This window comes from Rhizobium sp. GR12, assembly GCF_036596185.1.
GTDB lineage: Bacteria > Pseudomonadota > Alphaproteobacteria > Rhizobiales > Rhizobiaceae > Agrobacterium > Agrobacterium nepotum.
Genome location: NZ_JASXTH010000013.1, coordinates 23,724 through 41,971 on the forward strand (window position 1 = coordinate 23,724; position 18,248 = coordinate 41,971).

The following is an 18,248-nucleotide window of genomic DNA, read 5'->3' on the forward strand; positions in this document are numbered from 1 at the left end:
GTTCACTTAATGTCGATCGGTCCTAAGCCTCAACGCTGTTGGTGCGATTTTTAGCTCATCTTTCGAGCCCTTACTCCTGACTTTCGAGCCGGTAGCGGGTGCCAGGGTACAATAGCCGTACGGACGTTACCGCATCGCTGGAAGACCAGGTTCGGCGTCGCACCTGAAGGCAAGGTTCATGTCGGCCAATCGCCAACAGCTTGCATTCCCAGGGTTGAGGCGCTGCGGCCTCTATGAACTGTTCGGTGCGGGAGATCGGCGCAACCGTCGTCAGATATGCATTCGGGGTCAGGGAACTGAAGTCCTGCCTGAGATATTCGGGGGCGACTTCCGCATTCACGAAGCGGTCTTCCAACTGGATCGGTACGTCGTCCTCGTGATGGACAATGATCGAATGGAAAATCTTCGACCCCACTTCGATCTCCAGCGCCGCAGCGAGATCGGGACCGCATACCTCGGTTTGCGCCAGTATCAGGTTAGGCAGATGGGAAGAACCTCGTTCCTTGATCTCATCCGCGATGTTACGCACACCCATCATGCCGGCGCTTCGCTTTTTCAGCGCAACAAATGAACCGCGCCCCTGAACACGCACGATGACGCCTTCGGTCGCGAGTTCCCGCAGGGCACGGTTCGCGGTCATCCGGCTTACACCCAGCGTTTCCACCATTTCGTTCTCCGAAGGCACCCTGTGGTGCAAGGGCCATTCACCGCTCGCGATCTTTTCCTTGATTTGTATTTTCACACGCTCGTAGAGCGGCAGAGAAGGATGTTCGCTGGATGCGGAAAGGCCACTTTCGATCACGGACGGCATTGGAACTCCCTAAAAATCAGTCGATTGCCTAAAATATAACCAGAGTCGGCAACCTATGCAAAATATCATCTTTCCCCTTGCTTGTCTTCTAAAACCATGCAAAGTTACATATACAACTTGCGAGGCATCCAATGAAGGGCGGAAGGGTCAATCTTTTGCGAGCGCATTTTTCTCGCGGTGACTGAGGTGAGGATGTTCGCATGCCGACCGGCTCTGAGAAGAAAATCAGGCCTATTATCTCCCATATTGAAGGAGATAGGCTATGAATGAGCATTTTTATGCATCAATCGCGCTTCCGTTGACATATAAGCATGCCTCTTCGTTTCGACCGGCAACGGCCAGATTAGCCAATGTCTCCAGAGCGGACGCCGACAATTTTTGCTCGCGGCAAGTGCCGGAATATTACATGCTTACGGGGCTACCGATCTCTGAAATCGGCGTGGTTTCAGTGAAGTTGTATAGTGAACTTGACGTAAGTTATCCGGGTTGCAGCATTGAGTTGCAGTGCCGACAGGGAATCGGCGCCCGCACCCATATAAATTCTGCTGAATCCCGTCTCTCATATGCAAAGAGGCAATTGTGATTTGCTCGGCTGCCCTGGTCCTATTCGATGTCGACAAATTTTCCGGGAGAACCCGCACCGATACCGCATAAATTTGCGCCGACAAAAATGCCAAACATCAACCAAAAATGGGGAATATAATGTTGAATACAAAGTTGAAATTCGCGCTTGCCACCACCGCCCTGCTCGCGGCATTGCCGATGGGCTCCGCCCATGCCGCCAGCTACTGCGGAGAGGGAAAGACCGTCACTTTCGCCGGCATCGACTGGGAGAGCGGCTCTTTCATTACCGAAGTCATGAAGACCATCCTGTCGAAAGGATATGACTGCAAGGTCGATTCCATTCCCGGCAATTCCGTGACGCTGGAACAGGCGACCGCAAACAACGACGTACAGATTTTTGCGGAGGAATGGATCGGCCGGTCCGACATCTGGAACAAGGCCGCAGCCGCAGGGCAAGTGACCTCTGTCGGCAAGACCTTCGTGGGCGCTTCCGAAGGCTGGTTCGTTCCCGAATATGTGGTCAAGGGTGATGCCGCAAAGGGCATCGCGGCAAAGGCTCCGGACTTGAAAAGTGTCGATCAGCTTTCCGATCCCAAGATAGCCGCGCTGTTTCAGGATCCGGAAGAGCCATCCAAGGGGCGTTTCCTCAACTGCCCGTCGGGCTGGACCTGCGAGGGCGTCAATACCGCCAAGCTTCAGGCCTACAAGCTCGACACGACCTACGTGAACTTCCGTCCCGGCACGGGCACGGCACTGGATGCGGCGATCAGCTCCGCTTATCTCCAGGGGGAGCCGATCCTGTTCTACTATTGGAGCCCGACCGCGATCATGGGTAAATACAAGCTGGTGCAGCTTGCCGAGCCGGCCTACACCGAGGCTTGCTGGAAGGATCTGACGAGCGCCGACGGTAAACGCGACGCCGGATGCGCATTCCCGGCCGTCGAGGTCGCCTACGGCGTCAATAGCGATTTCGCCAAGGCCGCTCCCGACATTATGGAAATCCTCGGCAAAGCTACTTTCCCGCTCGAAGAAGTCAATTCCAGCCTCGCCTCTATGGCTGACGAGAAGATCGATGCGGTTGCCGCAGCCACGAGGTTCCTCAAGACCAAGGCCGACATCTGGGGCGCATGGGTGTCACCGGAGGCCAAAACCCGCATCGAAGCGGCGATCAAGTAGCAATCGCTGGGCCGCGTGCCGGATCGGCGCGCGGCCTTTTTTCCCGTCAGGGCCGGAACCCGTCAAGGGCGGAGGACGGCAACGTGCGAGGGCGTTACCCGATGTTTCCTGAGACTTTTCATTTTTCCATTCGCGGCCCGATCAACGAGTTCGTCCAGACGCTGGTGGTCAATTACGGTTTCGTGTTCAAGGCGATTTCGCAGACCATTCTGCAAGTCATCCTGTTCATGGAGTGGATATTACGCGGCCTGCCGTGGTGGCTGGTTTTGCTCGCATTTCTGGCGCTCGCATGGTTTGCCGCCCGCAAAATCTCGCTGGTCCTGATGGTCGGGGTGATGCTGCTGGTCGTCGGCGCTCTCGGCCTTTGGGACCTGACGATGCAGACACTGGCGCTGATGCTCATCGCCAGCCTGATTTCCGTCATCATCGGTGTCCCGGTGGGTATCTGGCTCGCCAAGAGCCAGATCATGCGGCGCATAACGCTGCCCGTGCTGGACGTCATGCAGACGATGCCGAGTTTCGTCTATCTCATTCCGGCAATCATGCTGTTCGGTCTCGGCAAGGTGCCGGCGGTCCTTGCGACCATCATATACGCCGTACCGCCGTTGATACGCCTTACCGATCTCGGCATCCGGCAGGTCGATAGCGAAGTGGTGGAGGCGGCGACCGCTTTCGGCGGCAGTCCGTCGCAAATCCTGTTCGGGGTCGAGCTTCCGCTTGCCACGCCCACGATAATGGCGGGCCTGAACCAGACGATCATGATGGCGCTTTCCATGGTTGTGGTCGCGTCCATGATCGGTGCTCGCGGGCTGGGGGAGCAGGTTTTGAACGGAATTCAGACACTCGATGTCGGAAAAGGTCTCGAAGCGGGGCTTGGCATCGTCATTCTCGCAATCGTCCTCGACCGTATTACGCAAGGCTTTGGCCAATCCAGCCGGAAGGAACGCGGCGATGACTGATATTGCAATCCGTAACGTTTCCAAAATTTTCGGCGGCAACTGGAAGACCGCGCTTGCCATGACCCGCGACGGTGCCGACAAGGCCGCGATCTTGGCCAAGACCGGCTGCAGCGTCGGCCTCGACAATGTCAGTCTCGACATCGCCGGCAGCCGCATCTTTGTCATAATGGGGCTGTCCGGTTCCGGCAAATCGACCCTCGTTCGCCACATCAATCGTCTGATCGAGCCAACGAGCGGTGAAATTCTAGTCGGCGGCAGCAATGTGCTCGACCTGAAACCCAAGGACCTGCGAAATTTCCGCAATCGCCGCGTCAGCATGGTGTTTCAGAATTTCGGGCTGATGCCGCATCGCACCGTCCTCCAGAATGTCATCTACGGCCAGCGCGTGCGCGGTCTTTCCAGAGCGGAAGCGGACCCCATCGGCATGAAATGGATCGAGACGGTGGGACTTACCGGTTACGAGAACAAGATGCCATATCAACTCTCCGGCGGCATGAAGCAGCGCGTCGGCCTTGCGCGTGCTCTTGCAGCCGATACCGACGTTATCCTGATGGATGAAGCGTTTTCCGCCCTCGATCCGCTGATCCGCGCCGACATGCAGGACCAGCTTCTGCAATTGGAAAAGAACCTTTCGAAAACGATCGTCTTCATCACGCACGATCTTGATGAGGCGCTGCGCATCGGCGCGCAGATCGCGATCCTGAAGGACGGGAAGCTGGTACAGGTCGGAACCCCGGACGATATTCTCAATCGTCCGGCAAGCGACTATGTCGCGCGGTTCGTGCAGCGCCGCGCCGGTGCTGCAAATGCTGCTGGACATGTCCACCATGATTGAGACCGTCGTCATCGATCGGAGCGCTTCGTGGCGGGATATTGCCGCAGTGGCGAAAGGCGCCCGGCTCTGTGTTGCGGATGCCGCCTGGACGCGCATCGCCGCCGCGCGCGATATCGTCGAGGCGCTCGTCTCCAGGGGCGTGCGCGGTTATGGCATCAATACCGGCGTCGGCGCCCTCTGCGACGTTATCGTGGATGGGGATCGGCAGCAGGCCCTGTCGCGTAACATCCTGCTCAGCCACTCCTGCGGTGTCGGAGAACCGCTGGAGCGCGAGAAAACCCGTGCCATCATGGCCGCGCAAATCGTCAATTTCGCCCATGGGTTCTCCGGCATAAGGGTGGAGACCGTCGAAGCATTGGTTGCCCTGTTGAACGCTGATGTGCTGCCCGCGATCCCTTCGCGCGGCTCGGTCGGATACCTGACGCACGCAGCGGCAATCGGACTGATCCTGATCGGTGAAGGCGAGGCGACCCATCATGGCGAAAGGCTCTCAGGTCGGCAAGCGCTCGCTGCTGCCGGTTTGTTGCCGCTTACGCTTGTGGCCAAGGAGGGTTTGAGCCTCGTCAACGGAACGCCTTGCGCCACCGGACTTGCATGTCTGGCGCTGGCGCGCATGGAAAGCCTGCTGGACTGGGCGGATGCGGCAGCTGCAATGACCTACGAAAACCTCGGAGCACAATCCGATCCCTTCGCGGCGTCGCCGCTTGCTCTGCGTATCTCCGTCGGACTTCAACACGTCGGGAACAATCTTCGCCATCTTCTGGCAGGCAGTCCTTTGCTGGCGCGGTCGGCGGGTTCGCGCACGCAGGATCCACTTAGCCTTCGTGCGGTGCCGCAAATTCATGGCGCCGTCCGCGACAGCGTCATGCAGATCGGCGAAGTGGTGAACCGGGAGTTGGCGAGCGTCACGGACAATCCGGTTGTCGCCGGGTCACCCGATGTACCACAGGTGCATTCCCAGGCCCATGCCGTCGGCGCTGCGCTTGGGCTTGCCATGGATGGTCTCGCCGTTGCCGCTGCGGAGTTGGCGAGCATTTCGGAGCGCCGGATCGATCGTCTCGTGAACCCGCTGGTCAGCGGCTTGCCGGCGTTTCTGGCGGAGGGCAGCGGCGTCTGCTCCGGCTTCATGATCATCCAGTATACCGCAGCAGCCCTGGCGGCGGAAAACCGGCGGCTGGCAGCACCAGCAAGCCTCGATGGCGGTATCACCTCCGCGTTGCAGGAAGACATTCTCACCCACGCCACGCCGGCTGCCGACAAGGCGCTTTCAATCATCGCCAATCTGGAAACGATCCTCGCGATCGAGATCATGAGCGCGGCGCAGGCTTATGACATCCAATCGGAAAAAAGCGGAATGGCGCCGGGCACCGGCGCACTTTATCGGCGTGTTCGTTCCGTGGTTCCTTTTTACTCTGATGACCGGCCGCTCAACGCATTGCTGGCCATGGCGGAGCAGTTGCTGCGTACGACGGACGCCGGGGCTCGCACAGCGCCGAATGCATAACGATATTTCTCGGAACCGAAGGCATTTTTGATTTCCGGTGACGGCGCCATGATTATGCCAATCCAGTGTCCTGCCGGAAGGAAATCCTGCGCGATTGCAGGTCGCCTGGAATGAACCGCCGCACCTCGAGACGCCATCATTCTCAGCCCTACATTTTCGGGCCAAGGATCCAGCAAACTGGCATCTGCAAGCTTTCTCGGCATTTCTCTTGCTTCCTTCGATTTGCTTCCAGCGCGTATTCAACATTGAGCGAAGATATGTTTTTGCGTAAAAAAACATATACTAGGCACCCGTGTCCGAATGACTTGGCTTTCGCCCGAGATCGCAGCGGTCATGACTCGCGGCGCTTCGGAATATTGTCGGCGTACTGAATACATTCGTACCGCCAAGGAAGGACCTCCAGCACCTCGGTGAAAAAGATCCGTTTTCGCCGAAGACTGGTGGAGAGGAAGGGTCGCCTCTGTTCGCCTCGCTGGCGCCAACGGTAATAGCTACGGCTTGGCAGCGTCGATTCTGGCTGATTGAATTTTCAAAGACTTGGTAGCCACGAGAAATCGTCACCGTATTGGTGGTAATTAAATTATTTTAAATCAATGGCTTGTGGCGGGCGCGCCATGGCGGATTTCACGATGCCGCCATTTTGGGGGCAGTTCCGCATGATTCTATCGTCAAGTTTGTGCATCAAGCTGCCAACTGGCTAATCAAACCGAACTCACCCTGGCCAGCAGGCGTTCCCATGCAGGTGCGCCGAATTTGAGAAGGCTGGTGTGATCGTGTCCATGACAGAAATGAATCAGAGTGAATTCCGGGCGCTCGGAAGAAGTGCGCCTGACAAGAACTACGAAGCAAAATACCCCCCGCACATCATGGTGCCGGTCTGGATAGGCATGACTGCCGCCTGCGCGCTGTTTTGGGCATTCATCATCCACGCACTTGTCACGCTCTGACAACTCGAGATTGCCGACGCCAGTTGCGGGCCTGCGAAGTCGCGGCCGCTTATCCTGGTGCAACGCCCATTCGAAGGAAACATGAAATGTTGAAACGTCTCTCGCTTATCGCTGTGGGCGTCAGTATCGCCGCTTTGTCCGGCATAACTTTGGTCCTCGCTGCCGAGCCGTCGCTTCCCGGCGGCGCTACATCGCTGCGCGAGCAATATGCCGACTGGACGGTTCTCTGCGGCATCGTTGCCGATGGCGACAAGAAGGCCAAGGCTTGCTCCATGCAGCAGGAACAGGTTCGCCAGGTGAAGAACGGTCCGAGCCAGCGCGTGCTGGCGGTCGAGCTGCAACCGAAGGAAAAGGGGCTTGCCGGTGTGCTGGTGCTGCCGCTGGGCCTGAAGCTCGACAAGGGCGCGGTATTGCAGATCGATGACGGAAAGGGAGCCGGACCGCAGTCGTTCCGCACCTGTCTGTTCACCGGCTGCCTCATCGATGTGGCTGCCGACGACAAGATGGTCGCCTCACTCGGCAAGGGCAAGGCGCTGTCGGTCAAGACAGTGACCGATGAGGGCCAGGACGCCAATTTCTCCGTTTCGCTTAACGGCTTCCAGAGCGCGCTCAACCGCGTCAACGAACTGGCGAAGTAGCCGTTCAACCGATCTTCTGTCCGTCTATTCAGCATTTCGGACAGTTGCGGCTGGGAGGGTTCGGGAGCCCCGCCGGTTCCTGACCCTCCCAGTCCGCCAACTCTTCTCCAGACACACGAAGGGACAACCACCGTCGCCATGCGACGGTCGGGGTTCTCGTGATGACCGAAAACAAAGGAATTTACTCATGCCGTCACAAGGCGCCGAGCAGCGGAGTACGCTGCGCAAATCCATTAAGAAGCTCTGTCTTTCAACAGCTCTCGTATCGGTGCTCTCGGCGCCTTCGGTTGCTCAGCAAATCATTGCTGACGGAACCGATGAAACCGTTGCGCCGGGCACCATCATCAATACCGGCACGGCAGGAGGCGGCAGCGGCTCAGGTCTGGTTGCGAGAAACGACGGGACAATCCTGGCCGACGGGCCGGTCAGCATCACCACAGGCGGATACGGCGCGATCGGCGTTGCAGCTTTCGATCGTGGTCAAATCAATCTGACCGGTGCAACGATCAACACGTCGGGTCCTCTGGCGCCCGGGATCACAGTGAACGGTGTGGGGTCCAAAATTGTTGCGACCGATACCGATATCAGCACAGGCGGCCAGTACTCCCCCGGCGTGGCGGTAATCTATGGCGGTACTTATGTGCAAAATGGCGGAAGCGTCGCGACGACGGGGAACAATTCAAGCGGATACCAGATCGCGGGCGGTAGCACGGCAGGAATCACTGGCGTTGATATCACGACGTCGGGAACCAGCTCGCACGGGTTGGAAGTCTCGGGCAATGGTTCCAGTCTTCGTATGGAAGGAGGCAGCATTTCGACGGCCGGCGTCGGCTCCCATGGCGCATTCGCATCCGGATCTGGCACCCTTGTGGACCTCGTAGATACTTCGGTCACAACGACAGGCGACTATTCGCACGGGATTTTTGCGCAGGGGGGAGGTGTCGTCAATGCAACACGCGTCGATGTTACCACCAGCGGCGGATACTCGCATGGTGCAAGGGCGGACGGCGTCGGTTCCGCGATAAATTTCAATGGTGGATCGATTACGACAACCGGCGAACATTCCACTGGACTGAGTGCGCAGAACGGTGGCGTCGCCAATCTCGATGGCGTCGATATTCACGTCAGCGGCGCAAATTCCGACGGTCTCTGGTCACAGTCCGGTGGCACGATCCGCGCCAGCAACACGAACATCCTCGCGGATGGCAATTCCGTGCACGGCGTCTGGGCAAATGGCGGTGTTGTGCAACTGACCGACACAACGATCACGACAACCGGCACTTACGGCGTCGGAATGTTCCTGAGTGACAATGGTTCTATTACCGGCGAGCGCGTTACAATAGATACTCAGGGAGACACGTCTCACGGAATACACTTAAATTCGGGAGTCGTTAATCTCAGCGATTCCAGGATCACCACACATGGCAACAATGCCTCTGGCGTTCTGGTGTTAACGGACGGTCGCGCCGACCTTATCGACACGTCGATTGGCACGAGCGGCAACAACGCAGCCGGCGTGTGGGCGAGAGACGGCGGCCAAATCACTGTTGACGGCAGCACTATTTCCACAACCGGGAACGACTCTTTTGGCGCGCGCAGCAGCGGTGCCGGCTCCAGTATCTCGATCACGAACAGCACCATACGGACAGAGGGCTTTGGCTCTCTGGCGACACGTGCGGAAAACGGCGGTCATCTCAGCATAAGCGGCAGCAGTATCGCTACGGCCGGAACGTACGGCCACGGTCTCCAGGCCTTTCAGGACAGCAGCGCCCAAATCGAAAACTCGATGATTGAAACGCAGGGAGACACGGCCTACGGGCTTGCAGCCAGCGCGGCGTCGGAGATCAAGGCCAGCAACGTTATCATAACGACCGGCGGCCCACGATCTCATGCAGTCTGGGCTGGCGCTGGGGGGCACGTCGTCGTGGATTCGGCCATCATCAACACGTCCGGGTACGGTTCTGATGGACTATTTACGGCAGGAGGAACGATCGATGCCAACAATGTCGATGTGACCACAAGTGGTTCTCAGGCAGCGGGCGCTTTAGCATATGTTGGCACGATCAATCTGAGCAATTCGCGTGTAACCACCCATGCCAGCCCTGGGCTTGCCGCGTTCCTCTCTGGTACAGTCAATGCCACGAATGTCGAGGTAATCGTTGACGGCGCCGGCAATTCAGGTGTGCAGGCCGGCCATGGTGGGACCATCAATCTTGATAGCGTGAAAATCACCGGGACTAATGGCAATAAGGGGATATCCATCGGCGATGGCGGCGCTGTCATCGGTACGAATGTGGCTGTGGATGTGCAAAGTTCTGGTAACATTGCAGCCATTGGCCTCAACATGTTCGGGGACAATGGCAATCCTCTGATCGATCTGACAAACTCATCGATCATTGTCGGTGGCGAGGGATCTGCCGGTCTTAGTGCGGCCACCGGAGGTCAAGGCACGGTGCGCTTGAAGGATAGTATCCTTGAAGCCAAAGACGGAACCGCCATTCAAATTTATAGCAGCAACTTCGATATCGAACTGGACGGATCGTCGGTTGTTGGCAGGCAGCTCTTCAACGTACCCGAATATGCGGGTACCGACCCGCGCGTGATCAATATCAAAGCCACCAACGGCTCCTACCTCGAGGGCGATGTTCATGTTGGTGCGGGAGATGGTCAGCACGCTGCCATTTCTCTCGATCAGGGCTCGGTGCTCAAGGGTGCAACCGATGGCTTGCATGAACTCAATGTGGCCAACAACAGCATCTGGCAGATCACCGGCGATTCCAATGTGGACACATTGCTGAATGACAATGGCACGGTCGCTTTTGGTCCGGATGGCGCCTTCAAGACATCGACGGTCGGCAGTCTCGACAGCCGCAATGGGTCCTTTCTCTTCAACACCAAACTCAACGAGGGTGGTGCGGCAAGCGAAACGGACAAACTTGTGGTGGCTGGAGATACGGCAGGCGACGGCAAATTCTTCATCGCCAACAAAGGCGGGCAGGGGGCCGTTACCGGAACCGGCGCGACCGACGGTATCAAGTTGACGGACATTGCCGGCAGCAGCGACGCGGAATTCGAGCTCGGTTCTGCCGCTATCGTCGGCATCTATGACTACAAGCTCGTCAAGGCCGACGGCCAGAACTGGTATCTCCAGACCGAAGGCGACGATCCGGTAGATCCGGTGGGTCCTCCCAGCGGCCATATCGTGGATATCGTACCGGGTTACAATATCGCCCTGTCGGCGGCGCAGGAGCACGTGCTCACCTCGCTCGATACCTTCCATGAGCGGGTTGGCGAATTGCGCTCGCAGGAGATGGAGGATGGCTTCCACGCCTGGACCCGCGGCATCGGCAAAACCGGTTCGTATTCGCCAAAGATCAACGGCTACAACGGCGGTGGTTTCGGTCTCGATACCGCTGGCATGCAGATCGGCGGCGACTATTCGTTGGGCGGCGTTCTTATCGCCGGTGACAAGCTGACCTTCGGCGTTTTCGGCGAACTTGCTCATTCCGACTTCGACGTCGATGGTCGCACCGCGCATGGCTCGATCTCGTCCAAGGGTATCGGCGGTTACGCCACCTGGCAGCAGAATGCTCCCAGCGAGCGCAAGCCGGGAACCGGAGCCTATATCGACGTGGTGGCCAAGCATGATTGGCTGGACTTCGGCGTGCGTGCCCGCTCGGTCACCGATTTCGAACTGCGGCACAGCTACAAGGGCAAGGCCAACACCGCCTCGATCGAGACCGGCTATGGCTTTGACCTCGGCAACAATGTGGTGCTGCAGCCACAGGCGCAGCTCACCTGGTCGAAAGTGACGGCTGACAGCTTCACCGACGGCTACGGTATCGCGGTGCATGGCCAGGAGACGGAATCGCTGGTGGGCCGTCTCGGCATGCGGCTGGAAAAGACCTGGTATCTCGACGAGGTGGAAACGGTTGCACCCGCTCCGGTCGAGCCGCGTAGGTCCGCGAAGGGCCGGAACGGCAAGGGCAAGGCAGTTGCCGTCACCCGTCCGGCAACGGGTCAGAAGAAGAAGTTCGTCAAGTCGGTGACCGGTTTCGTCGACGCCAATGTCAGGCACGAGTTCAAGGGCAATAGCGGACTGGTTGCCTCCGGCACGCCGATCGGCGCCGACATGGGCGGCACACGTTTCGACATCGGTGTCGGTGCGGTGGCGAAAGTATCGGAGCATGTCGGCATCTATGGTCGCGCGGCGGTCGAATTCGGCGGGCCTTCCGATGTTGCCGGCAAGGTCACCGCAGGCCTCAGGATCACCTGGTAGCCAACTGAACGCGGACCTTATCCGTTAAGCCCGTCGATCTCCCGGTGCACTCGTCGTGCCGGGAGATCAACCCCGACTGGAGATCAAGCAAGCAACCAGCGGCAGCACGGATTTTCCCGTAAAGTCAGAGGATTCTGTAATATTTTGAAGGCGGATGCCCAGATTTTCTGTCAGGAGTATCGCTGGAACCAAAAGCAGGCACGACAAATACCGATAATGAGACAGGGCGTGTTATGGACAGTTTTGGGCGAATAGATCGAAGAACGATGCGGGCCTACTGGCTCGCAACCGGCTTCGTCGTTCTAATCGCCTTCATGGGTGCGGCCACAATCATCTGGCGTGATTATCGAGGTCGGATCGATGAGGCTGGTCAGCACGCAATGAACCTTGCGCAGGCTCTGGCCGAGCATACGACGCAGATATTTGTGAAACTGGACGCGTTGAGCCGCGCGATCATCGAAGACAGCACGGATCGCATCGTCGATGAGGGGTTGCTTTCCGAGGTTTTGCGTCGGCGAGCTTCCGCTGAACCCGCAGCAATGGGGATCACGCTGATCAACGGCAGCGGGAAAGTAATCGCGAGCGGAATGGCTTCTTTCCCGATCGGGGCAGACCTAAGCCAGAGCGCGGATTTTCAAATTCTCAGCAAGAGCGGCGCTCCCGATTTTTATATCAGTCGACCCTATCAATCGGCGTCGGATCTATCCCGCCATCCGGTCGGTTGGACAATGAGCTATGCCCGGCGCATTCAGAACGCCGACGGTGGTTTCGGCGGTTATGTTCTGATCGTCGTTGATGAGGGATATCTCTACGGCTTTTATAATCAACTGGATGAAGAGGAAGGGCGGGTCGTCGGCATTGTCGGGGAAGACGGAGTAATTCGGGCTTCCAACATACCTGAAGTCATCGGCCGCAATATAAAATCCTATCTCCCAATGACCTTACAGGATGGTCGCGGGATCAGAATTGATCCCTCTGTTCGTACAGGCATTGAGAGGATTTTTGCCTTTGATTCATCATCGGCGGCCCCCCTTCTTGCCTATGTGGGACTGCCGACCGAACCCATCAAAAAAGCCTGGCTGATCGCATCATCCGTTATTCTTCTCGCCTTGCTGGCGCTTCTGGCCGCTCTCACCGCTCTTGGGATTATCCTTGGGAAGTATATGCGCGGCCGGCAATCCCTGTTCCAATCCATGATTGAGGCCGCACACGAAAAACAGGAAAAGGAGTTTCTGGAAACGATCGTGAATACGGGTGAAGTCATGATGGCGGTCAGCGACACCAGCGGACAAATTATCGTTGCAAACAAGGCGTTTCGTCACCTCTTTCCCACAACTGGCGCCGATGCGGCGCGATCGGATTGTTTGTCGCGGGCAATTGCCACGGATCTGGATTCCGTCACGCGAGCCCTTCCGTGGCAAAACATTCGCTCTATCAAACTGGATAATGGCGCGACCCGGCAGCTTTCCTGGTCGATATCTGAAATTCGAACCGGGACTGGCCAGATCAAAAATCTCGTTGCCGTTGGACTGGATATCACTGACCGACGAGCGGCCGAACTTGCCCTTTATCAGTCAAGCAAGCTCGCCAATCTCGGCGAAATGGCGACTGGCATCGCGCACGAAATCAATCAGCCCTTGACGACACTGGCGTTAGGCGTCGATCATCTCCATGCTACTGTCGCCAAAGGTAAGGCCAGCCCTGACAAGATACTTGGAGATCTGGAACTTTTCAGCGACCAGATCGAGAGAACCGCCAACATCGTCAGGCATATGCGCATCTATGGCCGCAAAAGCGACGGCTCTCTTCAAACCGTCGATCCGGCGGACGCCGTCGCCGGTGCGTTGACGATTATGCGTAGCGAGATCGAAGGGCAGGGGATCGGCATCCATGTCGATTGCGGTCCTGAAAGATTTCTCGTGGCCGGCGATCTTCTGCTGATCGAACAGATATTATTGAACTTCCTCCTGAACGCACGGGACGCAATTCTTGGCGAGAGCGACGGTCGAGAGCGTCAATCCATTCGCATCGCTTGCGAGCTACTGGCTGACGAACGAATTGCGATCTGTGTTTCGGATACGGGTCCAGGCATTCCTTCTGCAATTATAGACAGGCTGTTCGAGCCGTTTTTCACGACGAAAGCCGAAGGTAAAGGAACCGGATTGGGGCTGTCCCTGAGTTATGGAATGGCGCGAGACATGGGCGGCCGCATCGAAGCATGTAATCACGTCAACGGAGCCGAGTTCAGACTGATCTTGAAACAGGCTGCAACAGAGGAGCCTGACAATGAACCCTGACAGCCGCGCAAGAACGACAGTTCTGTTAATCGATGACGAGGAACCCATCCTGAATATGCTGGGCTCGATCCTCGTTGACGAGGGATATCATTGCCTGCGCTCGGGAACGGCGGAAGGCGCAATCAAGATCCTCGATCGAACGCCGGAAATAGACGTTATTGTCAGTGACATCCGCATGCCTCGCATGGACGGGATCGAGCTTCTCAGGCACATCCGCGAATGCTACCCGGATCGAACCTGGCTACAGATAATTTTTGCCACCGGTCATGCGACACTGGAAAACTCCATCGAAGCATTGCGTCTCGCCGCATCCGACTTTCTCTACAAGCCCATCCGCCGGCAGCAATTGCTCGATGCCGTAGCCAAGGCTGCCTCCCAGGCGACCGATAGCAAAACCGTGTCAGCCAAATGGCTCGAAGGTAAAGAACGCCTCAATCGATTGGTCGAAGAGACGCGACAACTGAGCGAGATGCTTGCCTCGTCTCCGGACCATCCCCCTATGATCCTCCCGGCGGCGCATCCTGCTAAAGGTAACGGTAAAGAGGATGACGGCCAAAATCTTTCTCGAGAACGGATGATCGAGCTCCTGCGTACGCGGGACATCAAAACACGATATTTCAGCGATCGCCTTTTTATCGATCCCGCATGGCACATGCTGCTTGACCTGATGGAGCAACATTTGCTGGATCAGGAGGTCTCCGTCTCCTCGCTTTATGTGGCATCCGGCGCTTCAGCGTCCACGGCAGCAAGACGGCTGGATGAGTTGGAGGAGGCTGGCCTCATTGAACGGTTCGCCGATCAGACCGATGGCCGGCGTCAGTTGGTGCGCCTGACGGAACGATCCATCAGCCAGCTTAAAAGCTATCTCTCCGGTCTTGAGAAGCATTTGTCCGGTTAGGTTGATCGATCTTGCTTCGACAGACCATGCCGAGAAATATGGCGCACCCGACAGGATTCGAACCTGTGACCTTTGGAATCGGAATCCAACACTCTATCCAGCTGAGCTACGGGTGCAGCGGTCACGCTTGAAACGCGTGCAGCGGTTGGTTCATACCCCAGCTTTCTTTCCGCATCAATGTCTAAAAATCAAAGATTTGCGAAAGGTTGCCTGTTTTCCGGCTGCGGGGAGGGCGTGGCTTGTTGTGGGGTGGCTGCGGCTGTGTTTGCGGTGAAACGGGGCGGGGCGTCGTTTGACGTAGTGTGTTTTTTATCGAAAAGGAAGTTCCCTTATAAGTAGTATATTATCTCCGGATCCGGCAGCTGTTTCGTCTCTGTTGAAGGCATGGGGCCGGATTGCCGCGATGCCTTTCAAACAAGGCACGGGAGACGGTTTCAGACCCTGAAAATCGATGGGTAAATAATCATACTTTTATTGCTCGCCGGATGACGATCGGGAAGCTGAGGTTTGTTCGTCGGGGTTAACTGTCAAATTATTATACAATATTAGTATCATCTACATTTATTTGGGATACAGTTTCGCAATGTTGTCGGTTATGATTCCGGCAGGGTAGAGAACGAATCAGGCGGGGGATCGGATGGCTTTGCAATTGGCACATAGCAGCGGGCCGCGGGTGGAAAAAGCTGAAAGCGGCGGCGGGCAGGCGGGGCACTCCGCAACAGTCGATTATGGATTGTTGACCACGGCGATCGGCTATCATTTGCGACACTCGCAACTTGCCGTGGCAAACGGGTTTTCCGATGTGCTGGCGGAGATGGGATTGCGGCCGGCCGATTTTTCCGTTCTCGTCATCGTCGGTGGCAATCCGGGTCTCAAACAGAGCGATGTCGCCGAAGCGCTTGGCATCCAGCGCGCCAATTTCGTCGCGATCGTCGACAACATGGAAGAGAAGGGGCTGCTTGCCCGCCGCAGGTCGGAAGAAGACAGGCGCGTTCATTTCCTCGACATGACTGAGGAGGGCAGCAGCCTTCTCGACCGCCTTTCCGATGCATGGCGCGACCGTGAGGAAAAGCTGATCGACAGGATCGGCGGTAAAAAAGCCCGTGACCAGCTGCTGGCCCTGCTCGGTCGCCTGCGGGACTGAGGTATCGCCCCAGCCGGTGCGGCATCTCTCCTCCTTGCCTTTTCACGGTAAGCCCGGCTGTTGGCGGGTCGATTTGCGTTGCAATTTGCCTGCGAAACGGCCAAGAGGCTTAAGCGTATCTGTGCCTCCTGGCGCGCGCGATGCCGCAACAGTGACATGTTCTGGAAAGGCCCGAAACGGGAACGCCATGATGATTATCGATTCGAGCCATCCGCTTTATCGCCGTTTATGGGTCAGATTGCTTATCGTCGGCTTTTGCGCCGCGTGGTCCGTCATCGAATTCGTCAATCGCGAGGCCTTCTGGGGAACGGTTGTCGGCGGCGTGGCGGTTTATGCGGCCTATGAGCTGTTGGTGAAGTTCAAACCCGCCAGCGGCGAGAATGCTCCGGGCAAGGAAGCCGAAGGCAAGGATGAGTCAGGCGAGAACGATTCAGGCCAGCCAGGCGAAAGCGCGCCCGCTGATAAAAACGACGCCGGCTGAGGCGCGTTTTCCGAATGTAAGAGGGCTACCTACTTTTACTGGAAATGCTCACGGGTTCGAAGCATCCGGATCGCCTGGTCGATCAGGAGATTTGCCGCCGTCATGCGCAGGGTCGCATTGTGCCGGAATTCCGGTCTCACCCCGTCGGGATGATTGAGCCTTGCGAAGGCGCGGCGCTTTTCCGCAAGCGTTGCGGCTGTGTCTGTCTCATGGATTGCCAGTTCCACTGAAACATCCGCGAGCGAGGTCTTTTCGAGGTGGGCCGGCATAGGTTCCGGTTCGGCTTCCGGCTGGGGCTCGGGAAGTGGAGCGGGGTCCGGTAAAAAGGCGAGATAGGCGTCGAGACCGCCATTTCCCGGTTGCGGTGCATCAAAATGCGTATCGACGACGAAGCCCGAGCTGAAACCGGCAATGCGGTGACCGGCGGGCGGTGGCGGTTCCGCGTTCTCTTCTTCTTTTTCCTGTCTCAGTCTTTCCACGACCGACTGGAAGACGGATTGTCCGAAAAGCATGCGACTGTTCCCTGGCGGCCTCAATAGATCCGGCCTTTATATATAATGAAGGTGGCGTCTGGCTTGCCGTTCTCAAAGGCCCGTCAGCTTGCGGCTTTCATCCAGGACGAGATCATAGAGCAGGCGGGCGCTGGGCGGCAAAACGCGGCCTTTGGTGGTGATGATGCTGTAGGGTTTGACGACAAGCTCGAAATCCGTCGGCAGGATGCGCGTGCGGCCGATATCGGCCCGCTGGCCGGCCACGAACTCGGCCATGTCCTGCGCGATCGGGGCGATTGCGTCGGTGTTGCAGATCAGGGCGAGCGTCAGCACCACGGATGGCGTGTTGATAACGTTGCGCGGCATGGCGACGCCATGGGTGAGGAACACGTCCTCCGTCGTTCTTCTCAAGAGCGCGCCGGGCGGCTGGAAAACCCAGTCGTAACCGGAAAGCTCCTTCAGGCTCACGGGGCCGCTGCCCAGCAGCGGGTGGCCTTCGCGCACCACCAGGCAGGCGCGCTCTATGCCGATTTCATGGATGGAGAACAGGCCGGGGTCGAAATCATCCGGGATGCGGCCGATGATGAAATCGTGACGCGCGGCCAGCAATTCCCGGGCCAGCACGTTGCTGCTTTCCACCTGTACGTTGATCTCGATGCCGGGATAGGTGTCCATCGCCCGCCTTATGGCGGGAACGACGAGGCTGATGGCCGGGGCGGTGACGGCGCCGATATAGACCGATCCGCCGCTGCCGGATTTCATCTGGTTCAGTTCGCGGCTCGCCTCGCGCAGTTCCAGCAATATGGTGCGGGCCCGCCGCGCCAGCGCCTCGCCGAACTTGGTCAGCACCACGCCGCGCGATGCCCTTTGACAGAGCGGGCTTTTGACGATCGCTTCCATTTCCGAGAGCATGCGCGAGGCAGCGGGCTGCGTCATGTTCATGGCGGCGGCGGCCGCGCTGACCTGCCCGTGCTCCTCGATCATGACCAGCATGCGCAGGTGGCTCATCTTCAAGCCGGCGCGCAGCAAAGGGTTGTCCTCGAAGACGAAGAGTGCATCTGCTGTTTGCGTCTGCTCATACACCTTCTGGTTGCTCATGCCCTGCTTCATACCCCTCAATGGTTATTGTATCGATTTAATATATCATAATTGATATATGGAAACTGATTTATTCTATTTGACAGTTATATGGATTCAGAACAATTTGCGGAATGCCGGGGAGGA

The 18,248-nt window shown here is 57.6% G+C and carries 14 protein-coding genes and 1 tRNA gene; 11 read left to right on the top strand and 4 right to left on the bottom strand.

Going from position 1 to position 18,248, the window contains the following annotated elements; all coding sequences use genetic code 11:
* Positions 1–70: 70 nt before the first annotated feature.
* Positions 71–811: a histidine utilization repressor gene (gene hutC / locus QSK43_RS21055; protein WP_332305120.1), complete on the bottom strand. Its 741-nt coding sequence runs from the start codon at positions 809–811 to the stop codon at positions 71–73.
* Between the two features lie 702 nt (positions 812–1,513).
* On the opposite strand from hutC, the gene QSK43_RS21060 reads away from it, so the two are divergent.
* The 9 genes from QSK43_RS21060 to QSK43_RS21100 all read left to right on the top strand — a co-directional run bounded on the left by QSK43_RS21060 (position 1,514) and on the right by QSK43_RS21100 (position 14,908).
* Positions 1,514–2,551 carry an ABC transporter substrate-binding protein gene (locus QSK43_RS21060; RefSeq protein WP_434785085.1) on the top strand — a complete coding sequence of 346 codons (1,038 nt, stop codon included), beginning with the start codon at positions 1,514–1,516 and terminating at the stop codon, positions 2,549–2,551.
* 101 nt (positions 2,552–2,652) lie between these two features.
* Positions 2,653–3,510: an ABC transporter permease gene (locus QSK43_RS21065; protein WP_332305121.1), complete on the top strand. Its 858-nt coding sequence runs from the start codon at positions 2,653–2,655 to the stop codon at positions 3,508–3,510.
* Complete coding sequence (locus QSK43_RS21070) at positions 3,503–4,345, top strand: quaternary amine ABC transporter ATP-binding protein (protein WP_332305122.1); 843 nt, start codon at positions 3,503–3,505, stop codon at positions 4,343–4,345. The genes QSK43_RS21065 and QSK43_RS21070 overlap by 8 nt, the downstream gene beginning before the upstream one ends.
* Positions 4,338–5,849: an HAL/PAL/TAL family ammonia-lyase gene (locus QSK43_RS21075; RefSeq protein ID WP_332305213.1), complete on the top strand. Its 1,512-nt coding sequence runs from the start codon at positions 4,338–4,340 to the stop codon at positions 5,847–5,849. Before QSK43_RS21070 ends, QSK43_RS21075 begins: the two co-directional genes overlap by 8 nt.
* A gap of 779 nt (positions 5,850–6,628) precedes the next feature.
* Positions 6,629–6,796, top strand: a complete 168-nt coding sequence (locus QSK43_RS21080; RefSeq protein ID WP_332305123.1) for a hypothetical protein — start codon at positions 6,629–6,631, stop codon at positions 6,794–6,796.
* A gap of 86 nt (positions 6,797–6,882) precedes the next feature.
* Positions 6,883–7,434 carry an invasion associated locus B family protein gene (locus QSK43_RS21085; RefSeq protein WP_332305124.1) on the top strand — a complete coding sequence of 184 codons (552 nt, stop codon included), beginning with the start codon at positions 6,883–6,885 and terminating at the stop codon, positions 7,432–7,434.
* 187 nt (positions 7,435–7,621) lie between these two features.
* Positions 7,622–11,713, top strand: a complete 4,092-nt coding sequence (locus QSK43_RS21090; protein WP_332305125.1) for an autotransporter outer membrane beta-barrel domain-containing protein — start codon at positions 7,622–7,624, stop codon at positions 11,711–11,713.
* Positions 11,714–11,979: 266 nt separating this feature from the next.
* The gene (locus QSK43_RS21095) at positions 11,980–14,010 is read left to right on the top strand and encodes an ATP-binding protein (protein ID WP_332305126.1); all 2,031 of its coding nucleotides are present in this window, start codon (positions 11,980–11,982) and stop codon (positions 14,008–14,010) included.
* Positions 14,000–14,908, top strand: a complete 909-nt coding sequence (locus QSK43_RS21100) for a response regulator (RefSeq protein WP_332305127.1) — start codon at positions 14,000–14,002, stop codon at positions 14,906–14,908. Before QSK43_RS21095 ends, QSK43_RS21100 begins: the two co-directional genes overlap by 11 nt.
* Before the next feature lie 39 nt (positions 14,909–14,947).
* Here the strand turns inward: QSK43_RS21100 and QSK43_RS21105 are convergent.
* A tRNA-Arg gene (locus QSK43_RS21105) sits at positions 14,948–15,024 on the bottom strand.
* A gap of 521 nt (positions 15,025–15,545) precedes the next feature.
* Here QSK43_RS21105 and QSK43_RS21110 point away from each other — a divergent pair.
* Both QSK43_RS21110 and QSK43_RS21115 read left to right on the top strand, forming a co-directional pair.
* Complete coding sequence (locus QSK43_RS21110) at positions 15,546–16,052, top strand: MarR family winged helix-turn-helix transcriptional regulator (protein ID WP_332305128.1); 507 nt, start codon at positions 15,546–15,548, stop codon at positions 16,050–16,052.
* Positions 16,053–16,239: 187 nt separating this feature from the next.
* A complete protein-coding gene (locus QSK43_RS21115) occupies positions 16,240–16,533 on the top strand; it encodes a hypothetical protein (protein ID WP_332305129.1) in 294 nt (97 codons plus the stop codon).
* Positions 16,534–16,568: 35 nt separating this feature from the next.
* Here the strand turns inward: QSK43_RS21115 and QSK43_RS21120 are convergent, their stop codons facing one another.
* On the bottom strand, positions 16,569–17,045 hold the full coding sequence (locus tag QSK43_RS21120) for a hypothetical protein (RefSeq protein ID WP_332305130.1): 477 nt from the start codon (positions 17,043–17,045) through the stop codon (positions 16,569–16,571).
* 72 nt (positions 17,046–17,117) lie between these two features.
* Entirely contained in the window at positions 17,118–18,122 is a 1,005-nt protein-coding gene (locus QSK43_RS21125; RefSeq protein ID WP_045024375.1) for a LysR family transcriptional regulator, read from the bottom strand.
* Positions 18,123–18,248 lie beyond the last annotated feature (126 nt).